Source organism: Micromonospora vinacea, from assembly GCF_015751785.1.
In the GTDB taxonomy this organism is placed as follows: Bacteria; Actinomycetota; Actinomycetes; order Mycobacteriales; family Micromonosporaceae; genus Micromonospora; species Micromonospora vinacea.
This window is the reverse complement of sequence record NZ_JADOTY010000001.1, coordinates 6,042,666-6,059,052: the sequence shown is the minus strand read 5'-3', so window position 1 is coordinate 6,059,052 and position 16,387 is coordinate 6,042,666. Positions and strand designations below refer to the sequence as shown.

The window sequence follows — 16,387 nt, the reverse complement described above, 5'->3', positions numbered from 1 at the left end:
GGTGGCCGACAGTGTCGAGCACAGCGCCCCGCGTCACCCGTCCCCGCGTCGCCCCGCGCCGAGACGAGCGCCTGCTGCGGCGACGGCAGGCGCTCGTCGTCGTCCTCACCTTCCTGACCGGGAGCGCCGACGCTCTCGGTTTCCTCGCCCTCGGCGGCGCGTTCGCGAGCGTGATGACCGGCAACATGGTGCTGCTCGGGCTCTCGGCCGGCCGAGGCGAGGCCGACCTGGCCCTGACGTCGGGCTGCGCCATCGTCAGCTTCATCGTCGGCGTCCTCGCGGGCGCCCGCGTCGTCGGCTCGGCACAGCCCGACGATCCGGTCTGGCCCCGGCGGGTCACCTGGGCGTTGGTCCTGGAGCTGGCGGTGTTCGTGGTGTTCGCCGTCGTCTGGGAGGTCACCCTGCACACCCCCGACGCGGGTGTCCACCTGGCGCTGCTCATGCTGTCCGCTGTCGCGTTGGGCGTGCAGAGCAGTGCGATCCAACGCTTCGGCGTGTCCGGCCTGTCCTCCACGTACCTGACCGGCACGCTCACCAGCCTGATCGCCGGGGTCGCCGCGCGCAGCCCGTGGGCCAGCCTGCGCCCCAAGGTTCAGGTGCTGCTGGCCCTCATGGTCGGCGCGGCGGTCGGCGCCGTGGTCGCCCTGCACCTGCCGGTCGTCGCCCCGGCCCTGCTGATCGTGCCGCTGGTGCTCGTCATCGCGGTGTCCGCGCGGATGCGGGCCTGACCGTTGTGGTGGCGTGCCGGTGTCGGTGTGGCCAACGCGGGATGGCGGAGACCCGCCATGTCCGTGCTCCGCCAGTGATCATGTGGTTCAGCCGGATGCCCGTCGCCTGAGAATCGGCGACGGCGGTGTCGGCCCTCCCGGGCGACCGCCTGAGGGAGGGGACGTACTTCATGCTCAGACCCAGACAGCGGACACGTCGAGCCATGGGTGCCGTCGGTGCGGCGCTGGCCATCGTGCTCGCACTGCCGACCGGCGCCGCCGTGGCCGCGCCCGCGCCGAGCAACGGCGCTGTCGACCCACTGCGCAAGGTGGACCCGCGCGTGCTCGGTGCGGCCCGTACCGGCACCAACGCCAGCTTCTTCGTCGAGCTGACCGACGAGGCCACGCTGAACCAGAGCGACCTGGACCGGGTCGAGCGGGCCGCCGGTGGCCGGGCCGGGCGGGTCGCCCGCACCACCCGGGTCTACGAGACCAAGCTGGCCCACGCCGAGAAGACCCAGCGCGGGCTCCGCTCCCTGCTGCGCAACCGGCACGCCGACTTCACCCCGTACTGGATCGCGAACATCATCGAGGTCACCGGCGACCTGAAGCTGATGACCGAACTGGCCGGCCGGGCTGACGTCGCGCGGATCACCGCGATCGGTGGGACCAAGCTCGCGGAGCCGGTCCGCACCGCCGGCGCCTCCGCCGACAACCCGCAGCTGCCGTGGAACCTCACCTCACTCGCCGCCGACAAGGTCTGGCGCGAGTACGGCACCCGCGGCGAGGGCATCGTCGTCGGCAGCGTCGACTCCGGTGTGCAGTACGACCACCCGGCCCTGGTCCGCCAGTATCGGGGCAACGACGGTGACGGCACCTTCACGCACGACTACAACTGGTACGACCCGACCGGGATCTGCCTGCCGTCGACGCCCTGCGACAACTACGGGCACGGCACCCACACGGTCGGCACGATGGTCGGCGACGACGGCGACGGGCGGATCACCGGTGTGGCCCCGCGTGCCAGCTGGATCGCGGCCAAGGGGTGCGAGGCCAACTACTGCAGCAACAGCGCGTTGCTCGCGGCCGGCCAGTGGATGCTCGCGCCCACCGACCGCAACGGCGAGAACCCCCGCCCGGACCTCGCGCCGGACATCATCAACAATTCCTGGGGCGGCCACGACGGTGACCCCACCTTCTACGACACCATCATCGACTCCTGGGTCGCCGCCGGCATCTTCCCGGTCTTCGCGGTCGGCAACGAGGCCAAGGAATTGCCCGAGCCGTGCGGCTCGGCGGGCCACCCGGCCACCAACCCGCTGGCGTACGCCGTCGGCGCGACCAGCGCCGCCGGTTTGATCGCCGACTTCTCCAGCCGAGGGCCGGGCCGCGAGGACACGGTACGGCCGGACATCACCGCCCCCGGGGTAGGCATCCTCTCCTCAGTGCCGGGCAGCGACTGGGGCATGAGCGACGGCACATCCATGGCCGCTCCACACGTCGCCGGTGCGGTCGCCCTGGCCTGGTCGGCCGTGCCGAACCTGCGCCGTGACCTGGCAACCACCCGCGAGCTGCTGGACCGCACCGCGCACGACGTCAACGACCTGCAGTGTGGCGGCACCCCGGCCGACAACAACGTCTACGGCGAGGGTCGGCTCGACGCGTACGACCTGGTGACCCAGGCCTCGACGGCGCAGCTCGGCGGCGTCGTGGTGCACGCGAACCTGAACGGCACCGTGCTCTCCGGGGCGAAGATCACCCTGACCTCCGCCCTGGTCACCCGCACCGCCCGCACCGACGCGCGCGGCACGGTCCAGCTGGGTCGGGTCCCGGCCGGGGAGTACACGCTGACCGCGTCGTTCTTCGCGCGGCGCACCGCACGGCAGACCATCACCGTCTCGACAAGCGGCACCACCAATCTGACGCTGGACCTGTCCGAGCCCGCCCCGTGGCAGGCGATCCAGGGCCGGGTCACCGACCCGGCGGGCAAGCCGGTCGTGGGTGCCCGGTTGGCGCTCGCCGGGGAGACGTTCCCAGCGTTCGTCACCGACGCCGAGGGTCACTACACCGGGATGCTGCCCGAGGCCGACTACGACCTGCTGGTCGAGTACGGCCGGTGGCTGGCACCGAAGACGGTCGCGCTGACCGTCGACGGGCCGGAGACGGTGGACGTGGCGCTCGCCGCGAAGACCGACCGGCACGGCTACCGGGCGGGGACGGCCACCGCGGAGTGGGCCGACGGCGGCAGCGTGCTGGCCCTCACCGGCGACACCGCGAGCCGGGCCGTCGACCTGCCGTTTCCGGTGACGTTCTACGGCAGCACCTACCGTCAGCTGACCGTGCACACCGACGGTTACCTGACCTTCGGCGTCGACGTGAGCACCTCGGTCGGCGACAACGGTCCGCTGCCCGCCCCGGCGGTCTCGGCACCGGCCGTCTACGCGTTCTGGGACGACCTGGTCCTGGACCACGCCTCGACGGTGCGTACCAGGGTGTCCGGCACCGGCACGGCCCGACAGGTCGTGGTCACCTGGAACCGGGCCGCGCTGAAGAGCGCGCCGAAGACCCGGGTCGACGTCCAGGTGCGCCTCGGCGAGAACGGCACCGTCACCATCGCGTACCGCAAGCTCGCCGCCACGGCGGCGGGGACCGGCGGCTCGGCGACCGTCGGCATCGAGGACGCCACCGGCCGCGACGCGCTGACGTACTCGCGCGACGAGCAGGTGCTCGACGCGGCCGACGCGATCACCTTCCGGGTGGCCGGTCGTGGCCTGCTGCGGGGCACGGTGCGGGATGCGAACGACCGTCAGCCGCTGGCCGGCGCGACGGTGCGGGTCGAATCGCCGGACGCACCGCAGCCGATCACCACGACCACCGACGCCGACGGCTTCTACCAGGTGGAGGCACCGGCCGGGCCGGTAACGGTGACCGCTCTGCAACCGGGCTACGACCTGCCGGCGAGCACCGTCGGCGTTGTCGAGTCGACGGTCGTCCCGCACGACCTGGCGCTGCGTACACCGCTGCTGCTGGCCAACAAGAACGCGGTCTCGGTGTCCGCCCGGGCCGGGGTGACCCGGACTGCGACGGTGACCCTGACCAACCGGGGTGACCTGCCGGCCACCTGGCTGGCCCGGGAGATCAACTCGCCCACCCCGCCGACCGGCATCCCGGGCCGGCAGCTCAGCTCGTTCCCGCTCAAGGAGCTCTACAACGCCTACGGCGTCGGCTACCGCAACGGCGAGCTGATCGTCTCCAACTCGTACCTGTTCGGGCAGATGCAGCGCTTCAGCACGGACGGCCGGTCGCTGGGCAAGGGTGTGCTGCCGATCGACGGCTGGCCCTCGGACATGGCGTACGTGCCGAGCCGGGACCTGATGTGCGCGCCGAAGATGTCGTTCATCGGGGACCTGCCGATCGTGTGCTTCGACCCGGACACCCTGGAGGTGAAGGAGACCATCACCGGGCCGTGGGCCGGCAAGCTCTACTACGGGCTCGCCTACCGCGCCTCGGACGACACCTTCTACCTCAGCGGCGACAACCGCATCCGGCACCTCGCCGGACTGTCTCACCCGCAGCCCGGTTCGGTGCTGGGGGAGTGCACCCCGCCCATCCCGTGGATGACCGGCCTTGCCCTCAACGAGGAACACAACGTGTTGTGGGGCATCAACCAGGACTCCAAAGAGTCGATCTGGGCGCTCGACCCGGCCACCTGCCAGCCGCTCGCCTCGGTGCCCGACCCCGACCCGAACCCGCTCAGCGGCGCCGGGCTGGACCTGGACGAGCAGGGCAACCTGTGGGTGCTCGGTAACGCGACCGGCCGGCCGTACGGCAGCAAGGTCTATCACGTCGACGGCTCGCTGCCGGCGTACAGCGACGTGGCGTGGCTGTCCGCCGCAACCTCCGGCGAGGTGCCGGCGGGGGCGAAGGGCGCGTTGACCATCACCGTGGACACCACCGGCCTGGCGCCGGGCCCGTACGTCGCCACGCTGCTGGTCACCAACAACGGTGCGAAGGGCGCGTCCACCCCGATCACCGTGTCGCTGACGGTCACGAAGTGAACCCCGGGGCCTGCCGACACCTCCAGTGTCGGCAGGCCCCCGTTTTCGGGTTCAGAGCCAGTCGTTGCGGGCGATGAACCAACCGAGCTGCATCCGGGTGGCGCTCCCGGTCGTGTCCATCAGCTGCCGCAACCGCCGCTGCACCGTACGCAGCGAGATGCCCAACTGGGAGGCGACCGCCTTGTCCGGCAACCCGGTCATCAGCAGCGACAGGATCTGCCGGTCGACGGGGGTGGGCGTGCTCTGCCGTTCGACGTCGTCGACCCCCTCGCTGGCCGCGGCGAGCCGCAGCGGCGTGGCCCTGTCCCACACCTCGGTGAACAGCGCCACGAGCACCTCCACCCAGGTGGTGCCACGGACCACGAGCGCCCAGGGGTCGATGCTCTCGGCGCGCGCGGGGAAGGAGATCAGCGCGACCCGGCGGTCGGCGACGGCGAGCTTACCGGGCACGTTCGCGGCGACCCGTGCCTGTTCACCTGCCGCGACGAACCGGCCGATGTGGGCCGCCGCACCCGGCCGTTCCAGCCCTCGCCGGTCGTACACGACGCGAAAGGCGACGCCCCGGCCGAGCATCTCGACCTCGGTCGGGTTGTCCTGCAACACGGCCGCGTACGGCGGGCGGTCGAAGCCGAGCACCTCCTCCTGCGCCCCGCGCAGGAACTGGTCGAACGCCTGCATGATCGCGGGAACACCGACGACAAGCTGGACATCCTGGTCCATCGGGTCCGCCGGGCGTTGCTGCCGCAGCCAGTCCCACAGGCCGACCCGCGCCTCCTGAAGCTCGCGCATCCGCTGGTTGAGCAGCGACTCGATGGCCAGGTCGGGCGGTGTGGCACCGGCGCGGCCGGCAACCATGCGTACCAGCCCGGCTCGGGCGAGAGCGTCGAGCGCGTGGTCCAGCTCGGCCACCGTGGCCGCGACCCGTGGTGCCAGCTCGGTCGCGGTCCCGGCACGGCCACGGACCAGCTCCAGGTAGACCTTCTCCTCCAGCTCGCTCAGACCGAATGCGCTCAGCAACAGACCACCACACCCGCCTCGGGCGGCCCGCCGTTCGTGCGGCTCCGCTCCAGCTGATCTTGGAGCGCTCCCAGCGGGACGTCAAGAGGCGCGACCGCACGCCTTCTGATCTTCAGACGCCGCGGGCGAACAGGGCCAGACGGACCCGGTTGGGGCTGTCGGTCTTGGTCATCAGGCTGGTGATGTGGGTCTTGACAGTGGTGACACCGATGTGGAGCTGGTCGGCGATCTCGGTGTTGGACAGGCCCTCGGCGACCAGGTTCAGCACGTCCCGTTCCCGGGCGGTCAGGCCCGACAGGGCCGGTGGTGACCCGGGGCGGGCGTGCACCGCGCGCTGCACGAGGCGGCGCAGCACCTCCGGGCTGAACGGGCTGTCACCGACGGCGGCCCGGCGGATGCCGTCCAGCAGCTCGGTCGGCGGCGCGTCCTTGAGCAGGAACCCGCACGCTCCGGCGGTCAGCGCGGGGTAGAGGTGGTCGTCGTCGCCGAACGTGGTCAGCACCAGGACCCGGGTGGCGGGACGTTCGGCGAGGATGCGGCTGGTCGCGGTGATCCCGTCGACGCCGGGCATCCGCAGGTCCATGACGACGACGTCGGGGAGGAGCCTCCCGGCCAGTGGGATCGCCTCCCGGCCGTTGTCGGCCTCCCCGACGACCTCGATGTCGGGTTGGGCGTCGCAGAGCATGCGCAGCCCGGCCCGGATGAGGTGCTGGTCGTCGACCAGCAGCACCCGGATCACGCCGGCTCCGGCGCGGGCGACCCGGCCGGGGCCTCCCGCTCGCGGGGCACCGACCCGACCGGCGCCCCGGCCGACGCGGACGCCACGGCCGGAAGGACGGTACGCACCCGCCACCCGGTGTCGGTCGGGCCCGCCTCCAGCCGACCGCCGAGGACCTCGACACGCTCCCGCATCCCGGTGATGCCGTGCCCGCCACCGGCCGGCACGCCCGCCGGCACCCCACCGTGCCCGTTGTCGGTGACCTCCCAGTGCACCGACCCGTCCCGGACGGCCACCACGAGATGCGCGAGCGCGGACGTCCCCGCGTGCTTGGCCACGTTTGTCAGCGCCTCCTGGGTCAGTCGCAGCACCGCCATGCCGCGCACCGCGTCGAGTGAACCGATCGCCGGGTCGAGATCGGCCTCCACGGTGACACCCGCCTGCCGGGCCCGGTCGATGGACGCGCCGATCGCCGCCGGCAGCGCGGCCGGTTCGATCGCGGTCAGCGCCGCGTCACCGCGTACCCCGTCGGGGTTGCGCAGCACCGCGACCAGCCGGCGCAGCTCCGCGAGGGCCGCGGTGCCGGTGCCGTGCACGTCGTCGAAGACCTCGCCCACGCGGGGATCCAGGTCGGTGAGCACGTGCCGGGCCACGCCGACCCGCAGGACCATCGACGCCACATGGTGCGCGACGACGTCGTGCAGCTCCCGGGCGATGGCGCTGCGTTCGTCGGCGCGGGCCGCGCGGCTCTCCGACTCGTGCTGGCGTTGCTCGGCCAGGGCCCGCTCGACGGCCTGCCGACTCAGCTCCCGGTTGGCGCGGATGACGAGGCCGAGCAGCACCGGCACGCCGACCTCCAGGGCCAGCCCGACGACGCCGGAGGCGAACCGGCGGAGCGGGTCGCCGATGGAGTCGGTCAGGTCGACCACGACCAGCAGCGTGGCGGCCAGCCAGATGGCCTGCGCGCGGCGCGCGCGCATGGTGACCTCGAGCAGCGCCCAGCTGGCACCAACCTGGTTGATGGTGAAGTCGTCGACCAGGCTGATCGCGACCGCCAGCAGGGCGGCCTGCGCCACCAGGTTGACCACCGGCCGACGGTGCGCCGCCAGCGCCACGGCGAACGCGAGTACCGCGAGGATCCACTGTGTCGTCGTGGGCGTGCTGGTGGAGTGCGGAACGAAGAGCAGGTAGCACAGCCCGCTGAGATCGAGCAGCACCATCCGCACGAGCGTGTCCCGCATGTCGAACAGTCGCCCCGGCCAGCTCACGGTGGTCAGCCTAGGTGCTGCGGGCCGGTGGCGACGGCCGCCGGCCGCCGCCACCGGGCCCGGACCGCGAGGTACGCGGCCAGGCCGAGCGGTCCGAGCAGGATGGTCAGCAGCAGCACCGGAGCCATCACCAGCGCCGGCACCCCCCGTTCCCGGCTGTCCAACCACGCCCACCGCCCGACGAAGAGATCGAACGCGATCATGTGCGCCCAACCCGCCGCCGCCCCGTCGGAGGTGCCGAGCAGGTCGCGCACCCCGGCCAGGGTCGGCGACGTCACGGCCGGCAGCACGTCGCCGAACGCCGGCAGCACCAGCAGCGCGTAGATCACCACGACCGGCAGCACGATCAGCGGCGAGGCGATGATCCGGGCGGTCCACGACCAGCGGGGCAGCAGGATCATCAGTGCCCAGAACGGCGCGGCCACCGCGAACGTCAGGGAGAACAGCGTCGCGGTCACGCGGCCAGCGCCAGGTCCGGGCGGCGTCCGCGGGCCAGCACCAGGCCGGTCGCGGTCGCCGTCGCGACCACCAGGGCCGCGACCGCGGCGAGCGTGACCGCGTCCGGCCGCAGCAGCGGCTGTCCGCGCAGGGCCTGCCAGGTCAACAGCACGGTGAGTACGCCGTACGCGCCGCCCGCGACGACCAGCAGCCGGGCGCGGGTGCGCTCGTCCCACCGCGTCGCGAACCGGGTCAGCAGGATCGCCAGGATCGGCAGCGCCTGCAGGGCGTGCAGCCCCACGAAGTGCCCGATCCGCAGGTCACCGCCGGTGGTGCTCCAGCCCACCACGGGCAGTCCCGGTCCGCCGTCGACGACGCCGACGCTGTGCGCCCCGGAGATCCCGTCGATCCCCGGCTCCTGCATGGGGAGCACCATCGGCACCGCCGCGAGCATGCCCAGCAGCGACAGGCCGAGCCCCCACCCGACGGCGGTCGCGGCGGCCCGATCCGGGATCCGCCGGATCAGCAGCACGATGCCGACCAGGAGGTGTGCGAGGAACAGCACCATGATCGCCGCGCCCATCACCGAGAACAGCGCGCCGTTCAACGGGGAGGTGCCGTTGAAGTGGCTGGTCTGCCCGCGTACCACCTGAATGACGATCACGATCATCTCGATCACCGCCATCGCGACGATGATCGTGACCGCCCATTCTGCCGCCCGGCTGCGTCGGGGCAGCAGGGAGAGCATCCAGGCGAGCGTCGCGCCGTACAGCACGAACGACACCGCGAACTTGAACGGCTTGAGCCAGATCGGCGCCCCCGTGAGAACGCGCGAATCGACGAGAATGCCGACGGCGGCGACGACAGCGAGCACCGCCATCGCGGCGACGAAGACCATCAGTGGGCGATTCCAGTGCGTCGCCCGGCGCAGAACGGTAGTCATGTCTGTAGATGTTCGTGGTCGTGACCGCCGATCGCGTCCGACCCCGAGCCCCGGTTGCGGCCGCTGGTCGGAGCCCGCCTCCTCCCTGGGTAGGAGACGAAATCCGTCGAAGCCGCTCGGCGGTGCTGGCACAATGGCCGCTCGGCCGACCGGACGGGGATCGATCATGACGACCAACGAGGACCGTGTCCAACCGAACGAGACCACAGTGCCGCTGCTGCACTGCGCGGCCCCGGAGGAGACCCTGGCGTTCTGGCGGGCGCTCGGCTTCGAGGTGGCTTATGAACAGCTCAGGCCATATGTGTACCTGGCCTTCACCTGGAGCGGGTTCCAGCTGCACTACGGCCCGGCGCCCAAGGACCTGGACCCGGCGAAGGAGCACTCCGGTGGGTGCCTGGTGATGGTGGACGCGGTCGCGTCGTACCACGCGGTGTTCACCGAGGCGATGCGCCGCAGCTACGGCAAGGTGCTGGTCAAGGGCCTTCCCCGGATGACCCGCTACCGGGCCGGGGCGTCGCGGTTCAGCATCATCGACCCGTCGGGCAACACCATCGTCTTCATCCAGCGGGACGAGCCGAAGGACGTGGAGTACGGCGGGTCGAAGGAGCTCGACGGGCTGGCCCGGGTGCTCGACAACGCGCGGATCCTGCGCGAGTTCAAGATGGACGACCGGGCGGCCTACCGGGCGCTCGACTCGGGGATGCGCCGTCGCGCCGAGGACGCGCCGGTGGCCGAGCAGGCGATGGCGCTGGCCGGTCTGATCGAGCTGGCGACCGTGTTGGACAAGGCCGACCGGGTGCCCGAGTGGGGCGCCCGCCTCCAGGCGCTGCCGCTGACAGTGGAGCAGCGGACGCAGGTGGCGCAGTACGTCGCCGACCCGGCCATCCTCGAACCGTGGTGGCCCGGCCAGCGTTGACCCCGGACCTTCCCGCGCCTGGCTCGCCAAGATCCGCACAACTTCCGGGATGTAGGTGCCTCCGCGGCTGGTGAGGCAGCACTTTCCCTGTTTCTGTGCGGATCTTGGCCGAGCGGCTTTAGGCCGTACGGCTCACCGGGCATGGGCCGCGGCGCTGCGGCGGAACAGCGCCGCCACGCCGGCGAGCATGACCAGTAGCAACCCGGTGAACCAGTTCATCGCCGTGCCGGCGCTGACGGCCTGGGTGGCGACGCCGATGCCGACCGACGGCAGAATCATTCCCAGGTAGCCGATGAGGAACAGCCCGGCCAGGGCCTCGCCGCGCCGGGCGGGTGCGGCCATCTCCGCGACGGCACCGATGGCCGCCTTGAAGAGAACGCCGGCGCCGATGCCCGCTACCACCCCGCCGGCCAGGAACGCCGCCAGGTTGGCGGTGTGCATCCCCACCAGCAGGGCGGGCACACCGACGGCCTGGGTGAGCAGCCCCAGGCGCACCTTCGCCGGGGCGGAAAGCCGGCTGGTGAGGGTCTGCGCCCCGGCCGCGCCGCCGAACACGGCGAACACGATAGTGCCGGCCAGGGCCCGCGACGGGAGATGCAGGGCGCCCGCGACGAAACCCGGGGCGACCGAGGTGAACAGGCCGAACACGGCGAAGGAGGCGAACCCGGCGGCTGCCGCGGCCAGGTAGCCGGCCCGGTCCCCGTGGTCGGCGCTGATCCGCTGCGGGCGGTAGGTGGGCTTGACCAGCCGTTCCTCGACGGTTTCCGGGGTCAGGGCGACCGCCACGATGCTCACCGCCAGCAGGACGGCGAACACCAGGTACGGCGTGCGCAGCGGCGCGTCGACGTACTGGGCGAGGAGGCCCGCGACCAACGCGCCGACGCCCAGGCCGCCGATGTTGGCGGCGGTGGAGACCATCTCGAAGCGCTGGCGGGACGAGCCGGGCCGGTGCGCCGCGTGCAGCTCCTGGAGGTACGCGGTGGCGGTCGCGGTGATCATGCCGATGCCCAGCCCGCTCACCAGCCGGGCGACCAGCAGCACCGGCAGGGACGGGTCACCCAGGAACAGGGCGGCGGCCACCAGCTCCAACGCCAACGCCGGGATGAGGATCTTCTTGCGGCCGACCCAGTCCGAGACGTGACCGGCGAGCAGCAGGCTGATCACCACGCCCACCGCGTAGACCGCGAACACGATCGTGCCCATGAACGTGGTGAAACCGTCCCGCGCCATGTACAGCGGGTAGAGCGGGGCCGGCACGGTGCAGAACGCCATCGCGGTCAGGAAGGCCAGGGCGATCGCCCAGAAGCCACGGCCGTGGCGGCGCGACGAGCCGTCGCTGCGGTCGGACGTGGCGGGGCCGGGTGTCAGGGTCGACAAGGACATGGCCCCACTGTTGCCTCACTCAAGCATCAGGTCCAACGAAAGTTGATGCTCGCGACGATCGCGATCGGTGATACTTGGGGGTGTGGAACTGCGCCAACTCGAGTACTTCGTCGCCGTGGCCGAGGAACAGAACTTCACCCGTGCCGCCGCCCGCCTGCACGTCGTCCAGTCCGCCGTCTCCGCCGCGGTCAAGACCCTCGAACGCGAACTGGGCGCGTCACTGCTGGACCGCAACTCCAAACGCGTACGCCTCACTGACGCCGGCGCCGCGCTGCTGCCGCGCGCCCGGATCGCCCTCGACGCGGCCCGCGACGCCCGCGACGCGGTCGCCGAGGTGCACGGCGGCCTGCGCGGCACCCTGCGCATCGGCACGATGACCTCGATCAGGCTGCTGCACCTGCCAGCCCTGCTCGGCGAGTTCCACCGCCGGCACCCCGGAGTGCTGCTGCACACCAGCGTCGCCCCGCACGGCTCCCAGGGGCTCATCGACGCTCTCACGGAACGCCGGCTCGACCTCGCGTTCGTTTCACTGCCCGGCAAGCCCCCTGCGGAGATCCACCTCACCGAACTGGCCAGCTCGGTCCTCGACCTCGTCGTCCCGGAGGATCACCCGCTGGCCACCCTCGAGGCGGTCACCCTCGCCGACATCGCCGGGCTGGACTTCATCGACTCCCCGGTCGGCTACGGCAATCGGGCCGTGACCGATCGGGCGTTCACGGCCGCCGGCCTGTCCCGGCGCGTCACGATCGAGATCCCCGACATCGCCACCGGCGCCGACCACGTCCGGCACGGGCTCGGCATCGCCCTGCTGCCCCGCTTCGCCGTCGCCGACGACCACGGGGTGCGACTGCTGGCCGTCACCGGCGCCGACCTGAACTGGACGGCGTCGCTCGCCACCCCGGTGGACCGCCCGGTCGGGGCTGCCGCCCGTGCGCTGATCGACCTGACCGCCGAGTTCCTGCCCTGACGAGCCGGGGGTCCGGTTCGCCGTATGCCATCTCGGGGCATACGTCTCGTCGTTCCATGGAACGGCACGAAATTACCGCTTTAGGGTAAGTAAGGCGAACGCCCCTAGCTGTTCCGATAGCTTTCGAAGGAGAGGAAAATTCGGATTCCTCCCTTCGGGTGCATAAGGAGTCAGTGATGAAGCGCAGTGTCGCGTTCGCGGCAGCCCTCCTGGCAGGTCTGACCAGCATCGGATCGATCCCCGGGACCGCCTCCGCCGATGGTGGTGGCCCTGGGTACCACGACGATCGCAAGGGGGGTGATTACCACCACGGCGACGAGGGAGCGGTCTTCGTCCAGACCAACAAGGCCGAGGGCAACACCATCAAGGTGTACGACCGCGACGAGGACGGCCGTCTCTCCAAGGCGGGCGAGTACGAGACCGGCGGGCTGGGCGGCTTCACCATCGGCGCGCCGCTGGACGCACTGGCCTCGCAGGGTTCCCTGACCTACCACAAGGGACTGTTGTTCGCGGTGAACGCCGGCAGCAACACCGTCACGGTCTTCCGCGTCGACGGCACCAAGCTGCACAAGCTCCAGGTCATCTGGTCCGGCGGTCTGTTGCCGGTCAGCGTCGCGGCCCGCGGCGACCTCGTCTACGTCCTCAACGCCGGCGGCGAGGGTTCGGTGCAGGGCTTCGAGCTGCACAAGGGACGCCTGTCCCGGATCGAGGACGCCAACCGGTCGCTCGGGCTGCACAACGGCAACCCGCCCGCGTTCGGCACCGCCCCGGCCCAGGTAAAGATCGACCCGGACAGCGAGTTCGTCCTGGTGTCGACCAAGGCCGCCAACGTCATGTTCAGCTACGAGATCGGTCGTCACGGCGAACTGGCCCGGAACCCCGTCATCAGCGACGCGGGGGACGGTCCGTTCGGCTTCACCTTCGACACCGACGACTCGCTGCTGGTCACCGAGTCCAACGCGAACGCGGTCAGCCGGTTCGAGCTGGAGGACGACGGCGCGCTCGACCAGGTCGGGCCGTCGGTGCCCAACGGTCAGCAGGCGCCGTGCTGGATCCAGCGCGTCGGCGACTTCTTCTTCGTCGCCAACGCCGGCAGCTCCACCATCAGCTCCTACCGGGTCGACGACGACGGCAAGCTCCAACTCGTCAAGGCCGTCGCCGTCGACACCGGCGGCGGGTCGATCGACATGACCACCAGCGACGGCTTCCTGTACGTGCAGAACGCCACCGCCGGCAACGTGCAGGGCTACGAGGTGGGCAAGGACGGTTCCCTGAAGCTCGTCACCACAGTGGAGGGTCTGCCGAAGTTCGCCGACGGCATCGGCATGGAAGGCATCGCCGCCTCCTGAGCGCACCACCCGCTGGTCCCGGTCGCTCGTCGACCGGGACCAGCTCTCGCTCGTCTCTAGACGGCCTCCGCTGAGTCCGGACGCGTTCGCTCGCCCCATCGGACGACCGCCGGGGCGGCGAGCCCGACCACGACGAAGATGCCGCCCATCAGCAGCCAGCCGGGTGCGCCCCACGCGATACAGAGCAGGCCCAGGATGGAAGGCGCGGCGACGTTGGCCAGGCCGGTGCCAATTCCGGAGATTCCCATGTACTGCCCCTGCGCGGGGCGAGCCGGAACTGCAACTCGAGTGAGCCCGCCGCCGAGGGCCGTGATCGGGGATGAGTCCTCGGGCAACGAGCCACGAGTGGCGGCGTCAACCGGCTCGACCGCAGGGCGCTAGGACGCCAGCCGCTCGCGCGCGGTGCGGTCCGATCGGGCCAGCTCCACTCCGCCGTCCGACTTGTTGATCTCCGACCAGACGGCGTCGAGGGAGAGGCCGAGGACGTCGGCGATCGCCGCGATGGTCGGGAAGGCGGGGGTGGCTATCCGGCCGGACTCGATCTTTCGAAGGGTCTCCGGCGAGACGCCCGCGTCCAACGCGGTGAGGAGCATCGAGCGCTCTCCACGGGCGCGACGCAGGAGGGCGCCGAGGCGCTGTCCGCGTTCGAGCTCTGCGGGAGTGAGCGGCAACCTGACCATGCTCCGATTCTAGTACCGGGATAATATGGCCGGGATACTTATTGGTGGTCCGAGGAAGGCGCTGCATGATCGAGATCCTGAGCCCCACCGACGTGCTGCGAGCGAAGGACACCGGCGCGTTGGTCGCCGGCATCCTCCAGAGGCTGAAGAGCCGCTGCGTGGTCGGCACCAACCTCCTGGAGATCGACCAGTGGGCACGGGCCATGATCACCGAGGCCGGGGCGCAGTCCTGCTACGTCGACTATGAGCCGTCCTTCGGCCGCGGGCCGTTCGGCCACTACATCTGCACGTCGGTGAATGACGCCGTGCTGCACGGCTTGCCGTACGACTATCCGCTCGCCGACGGCGATCTGCTCTCGCTCGACCTCGCCGTCTCCCTTGGTGGAGTTGTCGCGGACTCGGCCATCAGCTTCATCGTGGGCGACGTGCGGCCCCCGGAGAGCGTCGCGCTGATCGACGCGACCGAGCGCGCGTTGCGGGCCGGGATCGCCGCCGCCGGTCCCGGCGTTCGCATCGGTGACATCTCCCACGCGATCGGCTCGGTCCTGACCGCGGCGGGATACTCGGTCAACACCGAGTTCGGCGGCCACGGCGTCGGGTCGACGATGCACCAGGACCCGCACGTCTCCAACACCGGACGTCCCGGTCGCGGATACCGGCTGCGCCCGGGGCTGCTGCTCGCGCTGGAGCCGTGGGTCATGGCGGACACCGCCACGCTCGTCACCGACGCCGACGGCTGGACGCTCCGCAGCGCGACGGGCTGCCGGACGGCGCACAGCGAGCACACCATCGCCATCACCGACGACGGCGCGGACGTGCTCACCCTGCCGGCGCGCTGAGCCGAACGGCACAGTCGACGTCTTCGTCGCTCAGCCGGCGACGAGCTGCCCACGGTGGACGATCAACCGGCCGCCGAAGGGGCACGTCCCTGCGTGGCACCCTGCCGGGTCGCGTTCAGAATGAACCGATCGGTCATATTTTCCGTGATGACGGTCAGGGTCACCCACCAGAGTCGCGGAGGCACGATGTCAACGGTTCGAACTGGTCCGGTCATCGGACTGCTCGTGCAGATCGTCCTGCTGGCAGTGCTGGCGGAGACAGTCGGTCTGGGCGCGGCGGGCTGGGCGGCCGGGTTGGCGTACGGGGTGGCCCTGTGCGCCCTGCTCAGCCGGGGGATGTCCCGCTCGGGCGCGGCTGCGCTGAGCCCGGCCGACCGGGTGACCCTGAGCCGGGCCGTCCTCGTCGGCGGCGTGACCGCCCTGGCCGCCGACTCGTTCGGCCGGTCGGCGCCGATCACCCTGATGGTCGTACTCACCAGCGTGGCGTTGGCCCTCGACGCCGTGGACGGGTACACGGCCCGCCGTACCGGCACCACCAGCGAACTCGGCGCGCGCTTCGACATGGAGATCGACTCCTTCCTGGTCCTGGTGCTCTGCCTGCACGTGGCCCCCTCGGTGGGTGGCTGGGTGCTCGCGATCGGCGCGATGCGGTACGTCTTCGTCGCCGCGAGCTGGGTGCTGGGGTGGATGCGCGGATCCCTGCCGCCGCGCTACTGGCGCAAGGTCGTCGCCGCCATCCAGGGCGTGGTGCTGACGGTGGCGATGGGCGACGCGCTGCCCGGGCCGCTGACGACCGTCGTGCTGCTCGCGTCACTGGCGCTGCTGGTCGAGTCGTTCGGGCGTGACGTCGCGTGGCTCTGGACGACCCGTCACCTCCGCCACACCGTCGTCCACGACGCCCCGGTCGCGATGGTCCACGCGAGCCCGGTGGGCCACAGCGCTCCGAGCGCCGCAGCGGCGCTGGGCTCGGGCCGGACGGATGCGTTGCCCTGGTCGGACCGTCCCACTGTCGCCGTGGCCCGACGCGGGATCGCCCGCGTCTGAGCCGCCCGGATCCCGCCCCCAACGAAGATCATGGAAGGATGCCCGGGTTGTCGCTCTTGA

Annotated in this window: 15 protein-coding genes; 7 read left to right on the top strand and 8 right to left on the bottom strand. The window is 71.4% G+C overall.

Translation table 11 applies throughout. From position 1 onward, the window contains the following. The first annotated feature begins 11 nt into the window (after nucleotides 1-11). Together IW249_RS28400 and IW249_RS28395 are read left to right on the top strand one after the other, a co-directional pair. Nucleotides 12-728 carry a YoaK family protein gene (locus tag IW249_RS28400; RefSeq protein ID WP_196923569.1) on the top strand — a complete coding sequence of 239 codons (717 nt, stop codon included), beginning with the start codon at nucleotides 12-14 and terminating at the stop codon, nucleotides 726-728. Nucleotides 729-898: 170 nt separating this feature from the next. Beyond that, the gene (locus IW249_RS28395) at nucleotides 899-4,765 is read left to right on the top strand and encodes a S8 family serine peptidase (protein ID WP_196923568.1); all 3,867 of its coding nucleotides are present in this window, start codon (nucleotides 899-901) and stop codon (nucleotides 4,763-4,765) included. A 51-nt stretch (nucleotides 4,766-4,816) separates the two neighbouring features. Here the strand turns inward: IW249_RS28395 and IW249_RS28390 are convergent, their stop codons facing one another. The 5 genes from IW249_RS28390 to IW249_RS28370 form a co-directional block, all read right to left on the bottom strand. Next, nucleotides 4,817-5,782 (bottom strand): helix-turn-helix domain-containing protein, encoded by a 966-nt coding sequence (locus IW249_RS28390; protein WP_196923567.1) that lies wholly within the window; start codon nucleotides 5,780-5,782, stop codon nucleotides 4,817-4,819. Nucleotides 5,783-5,894: 112 nt separating this feature from the next. After that, the gene (locus IW249_RS28385; RefSeq protein ID WP_196923566.1) at nucleotides 5,895-6,521 is read right to left on the bottom strand and encodes a response regulator transcription factor; all 627 of its coding nucleotides are present in this window, start codon (nucleotides 6,519-6,521) and stop codon (nucleotides 5,895-5,897) included. After that, on the bottom strand, nucleotides 6,518-7,768 hold the full coding sequence (locus IW249_RS28380; protein WP_196923565.1) for a sensor histidine kinase: 1,251 nt from the start codon (nucleotides 7,766-7,768) through the stop codon (nucleotides 6,518-6,520). Before IW249_RS28380 ends, IW249_RS28385 begins: the two co-directional genes overlap by 4 nt. A gap of 5 nt (nucleotides 7,769-7,773) precedes the next feature. Next, nucleotides 7,774-8,226, bottom strand: a complete 453-nt coding sequence (locus IW249_RS28375; protein ID WP_196923564.1) for an ABA4-like family protein — start codon at nucleotides 8,224-8,226, stop codon at nucleotides 7,774-7,776. Beyond that, nucleotides 8,223-9,149, bottom strand: a complete 927-nt coding sequence (locus tag IW249_RS28370; protein WP_196923563.1) for a hypothetical protein — start codon at nucleotides 9,147-9,149, stop codon at nucleotides 8,223-8,225. The genes IW249_RS28375 and IW249_RS28370 overlap by 4 nt, the downstream gene beginning before the upstream one ends. Before the next feature lie 166 nt (nucleotides 9,150-9,315). Here IW249_RS28370 and IW249_RS28365 point away from each other — a divergent pair, with 166 nt between their 5' ends. Then, nucleotides 9,316-10,065: a DUF8817 family protein gene (locus tag IW249_RS28365; RefSeq protein WP_196923562.1), complete on the top strand. Its 750-nt coding sequence runs from the start codon at nucleotides 9,316-9,318 to the stop codon at nucleotides 10,063-10,065. Nucleotides 10,066-10,197: 132 nt separating this feature from the next. Here the strand turns inward: IW249_RS28365 and IW249_RS28360 are convergent, their stop codons facing one another. Further along, a complete protein-coding gene (locus IW249_RS28360; protein WP_196923561.1) occupies nucleotides 10,198-11,448 on the bottom strand; it encodes an MFS transporter in 1,251 nt (416 codons plus the stop codon). Between the two features lie 82 nt (nucleotides 11,449-11,530). On the opposite strand from IW249_RS28360, the gene IW249_RS28355 reads away from it, so the two are divergent. Next, a complete protein-coding gene (locus tag IW249_RS28355; protein ID WP_196923560.1) occupies nucleotides 11,531-12,415 on the top strand; it encodes a LysR family transcriptional regulator in 885 nt (294 codons plus the stop codon). Between the two features lie 176 nt (nucleotides 12,416-12,591). Further along, nucleotides 12,592-13,764 (top strand): lactonase family protein, encoded by a 1,173-nt coding sequence (locus IW249_RS28350; RefSeq protein WP_196923559.1) that lies wholly within the window; start codon nucleotides 12,592-12,594, stop codon nucleotides 13,762-13,764. A 56-nt stretch (nucleotides 13,765-13,820) separates the two neighbouring features. On the opposite strand, the gene IW249_RS28345 is transcribed toward IW249_RS28350, so the two are convergent. Continuing rightward, a complete protein-coding gene (locus tag IW249_RS28345) occupies nucleotides 13,821-14,012 on the bottom strand; it encodes a hypothetical protein (protein ID WP_196923558.1) in 192 nt (63 codons plus the stop codon). 129 nt (nucleotides 14,013-14,141) lie between these two features. Next, nucleotides 14,142-14,444 carry a helix-turn-helix domain-containing protein gene (locus tag IW249_RS28340; RefSeq protein ID WP_196923557.1) on the bottom strand — a complete coding sequence of 101 codons (303 nt, stop codon included), beginning with the start codon at nucleotides 14,442-14,444 and terminating at the stop codon, nucleotides 14,142-14,144. A gap of 65 nt (nucleotides 14,445-14,509) precedes the next feature. On the opposite strand from IW249_RS28340, the gene map reads away from it, so the two are divergent. Together map and IW249_RS28330 are read left to right on the top strand one after the other, a co-directional pair. Continuing rightward, nucleotides 14,510-15,283, top strand: a complete 774-nt coding sequence (map, locus tag IW249_RS28335; RefSeq protein WP_196923556.1) for a type I methionyl aminopeptidase — start codon at nucleotides 14,510-14,512, stop codon at nucleotides 15,281-15,283. Nucleotides 15,284-15,469: 186 nt separating this feature from the next. Further along, nucleotides 15,470-16,327, top strand: a complete 858-nt coding sequence (locus IW249_RS28330) for a CDP-alcohol phosphatidyltransferase family protein (RefSeq protein WP_196923555.1) — start codon at nucleotides 15,470-15,472, stop codon at nucleotides 16,325-16,327. Nucleotides 16,328-16,387 lie beyond the last annotated feature (60 nt).

Bases quoted from the DNA above. Each gene is read 5' to 3' on its own strand.
- map (WP_196923556.1), top strand. From the start codon at position 14,510: ATGATCGAGATCCTGAGCCCCACCGACGTGCTGCGAGCGAAGGACACC.
- IW249_RS28360 (WP_196923561.1), bottom strand. From the start codon at position 11,448: ATGTCCTTGTCGACCCTGACACCCGGCCCCGCCACGTCCGACCGCAGC.
- IW249_RS28350 (WP_196923559.1), top strand. From the start codon at position 12,592: ATGAAGCGCAGTGTCGCGTTCGCGGCAGCCCTCCTGGCAGGTCTGACC.
- IW249_RS28345 (WP_196923558.1), bottom strand. From the start codon at position 14,012: ATGGGAATCTCCGGAATTGGCACCGGCCTGGCCAACGTCGCCGCGCCT.
- IW249_RS28365 (WP_196923562.1), top strand. From the start codon at position 9,316: ATGACGACCAACGAGGACCGTGTCCAACCGAACGAGACCACAGTGCCG.
- IW249_RS28330 (WP_196923555.1), top strand. From the start codon at position 15,470: ATGTCAACGGTTCGAACTGGTCCGGTCATCGGACTGCTCGTGCAGATC.
- IW249_RS28395 (WP_196923568.1), top strand. From the start codon at position 899: ATGCTCAGACCCAGACAGCGGACACGTCGAGCCATGGGTGCCGTCGGT.
- IW249_RS28340 (WP_196923557.1), bottom strand. From the start codon at position 14,444: ATGGTCAGGTTGCCGCTCACTCCCGCAGAGCTCGAACGCGGACAGCGC.
- IW249_RS28370 (WP_196923563.1), bottom strand. From the start codon at position 9,149: ATGACTACCGTTCTGCGCCGGGCGACGCACTGGAATCGCCCACTGATG.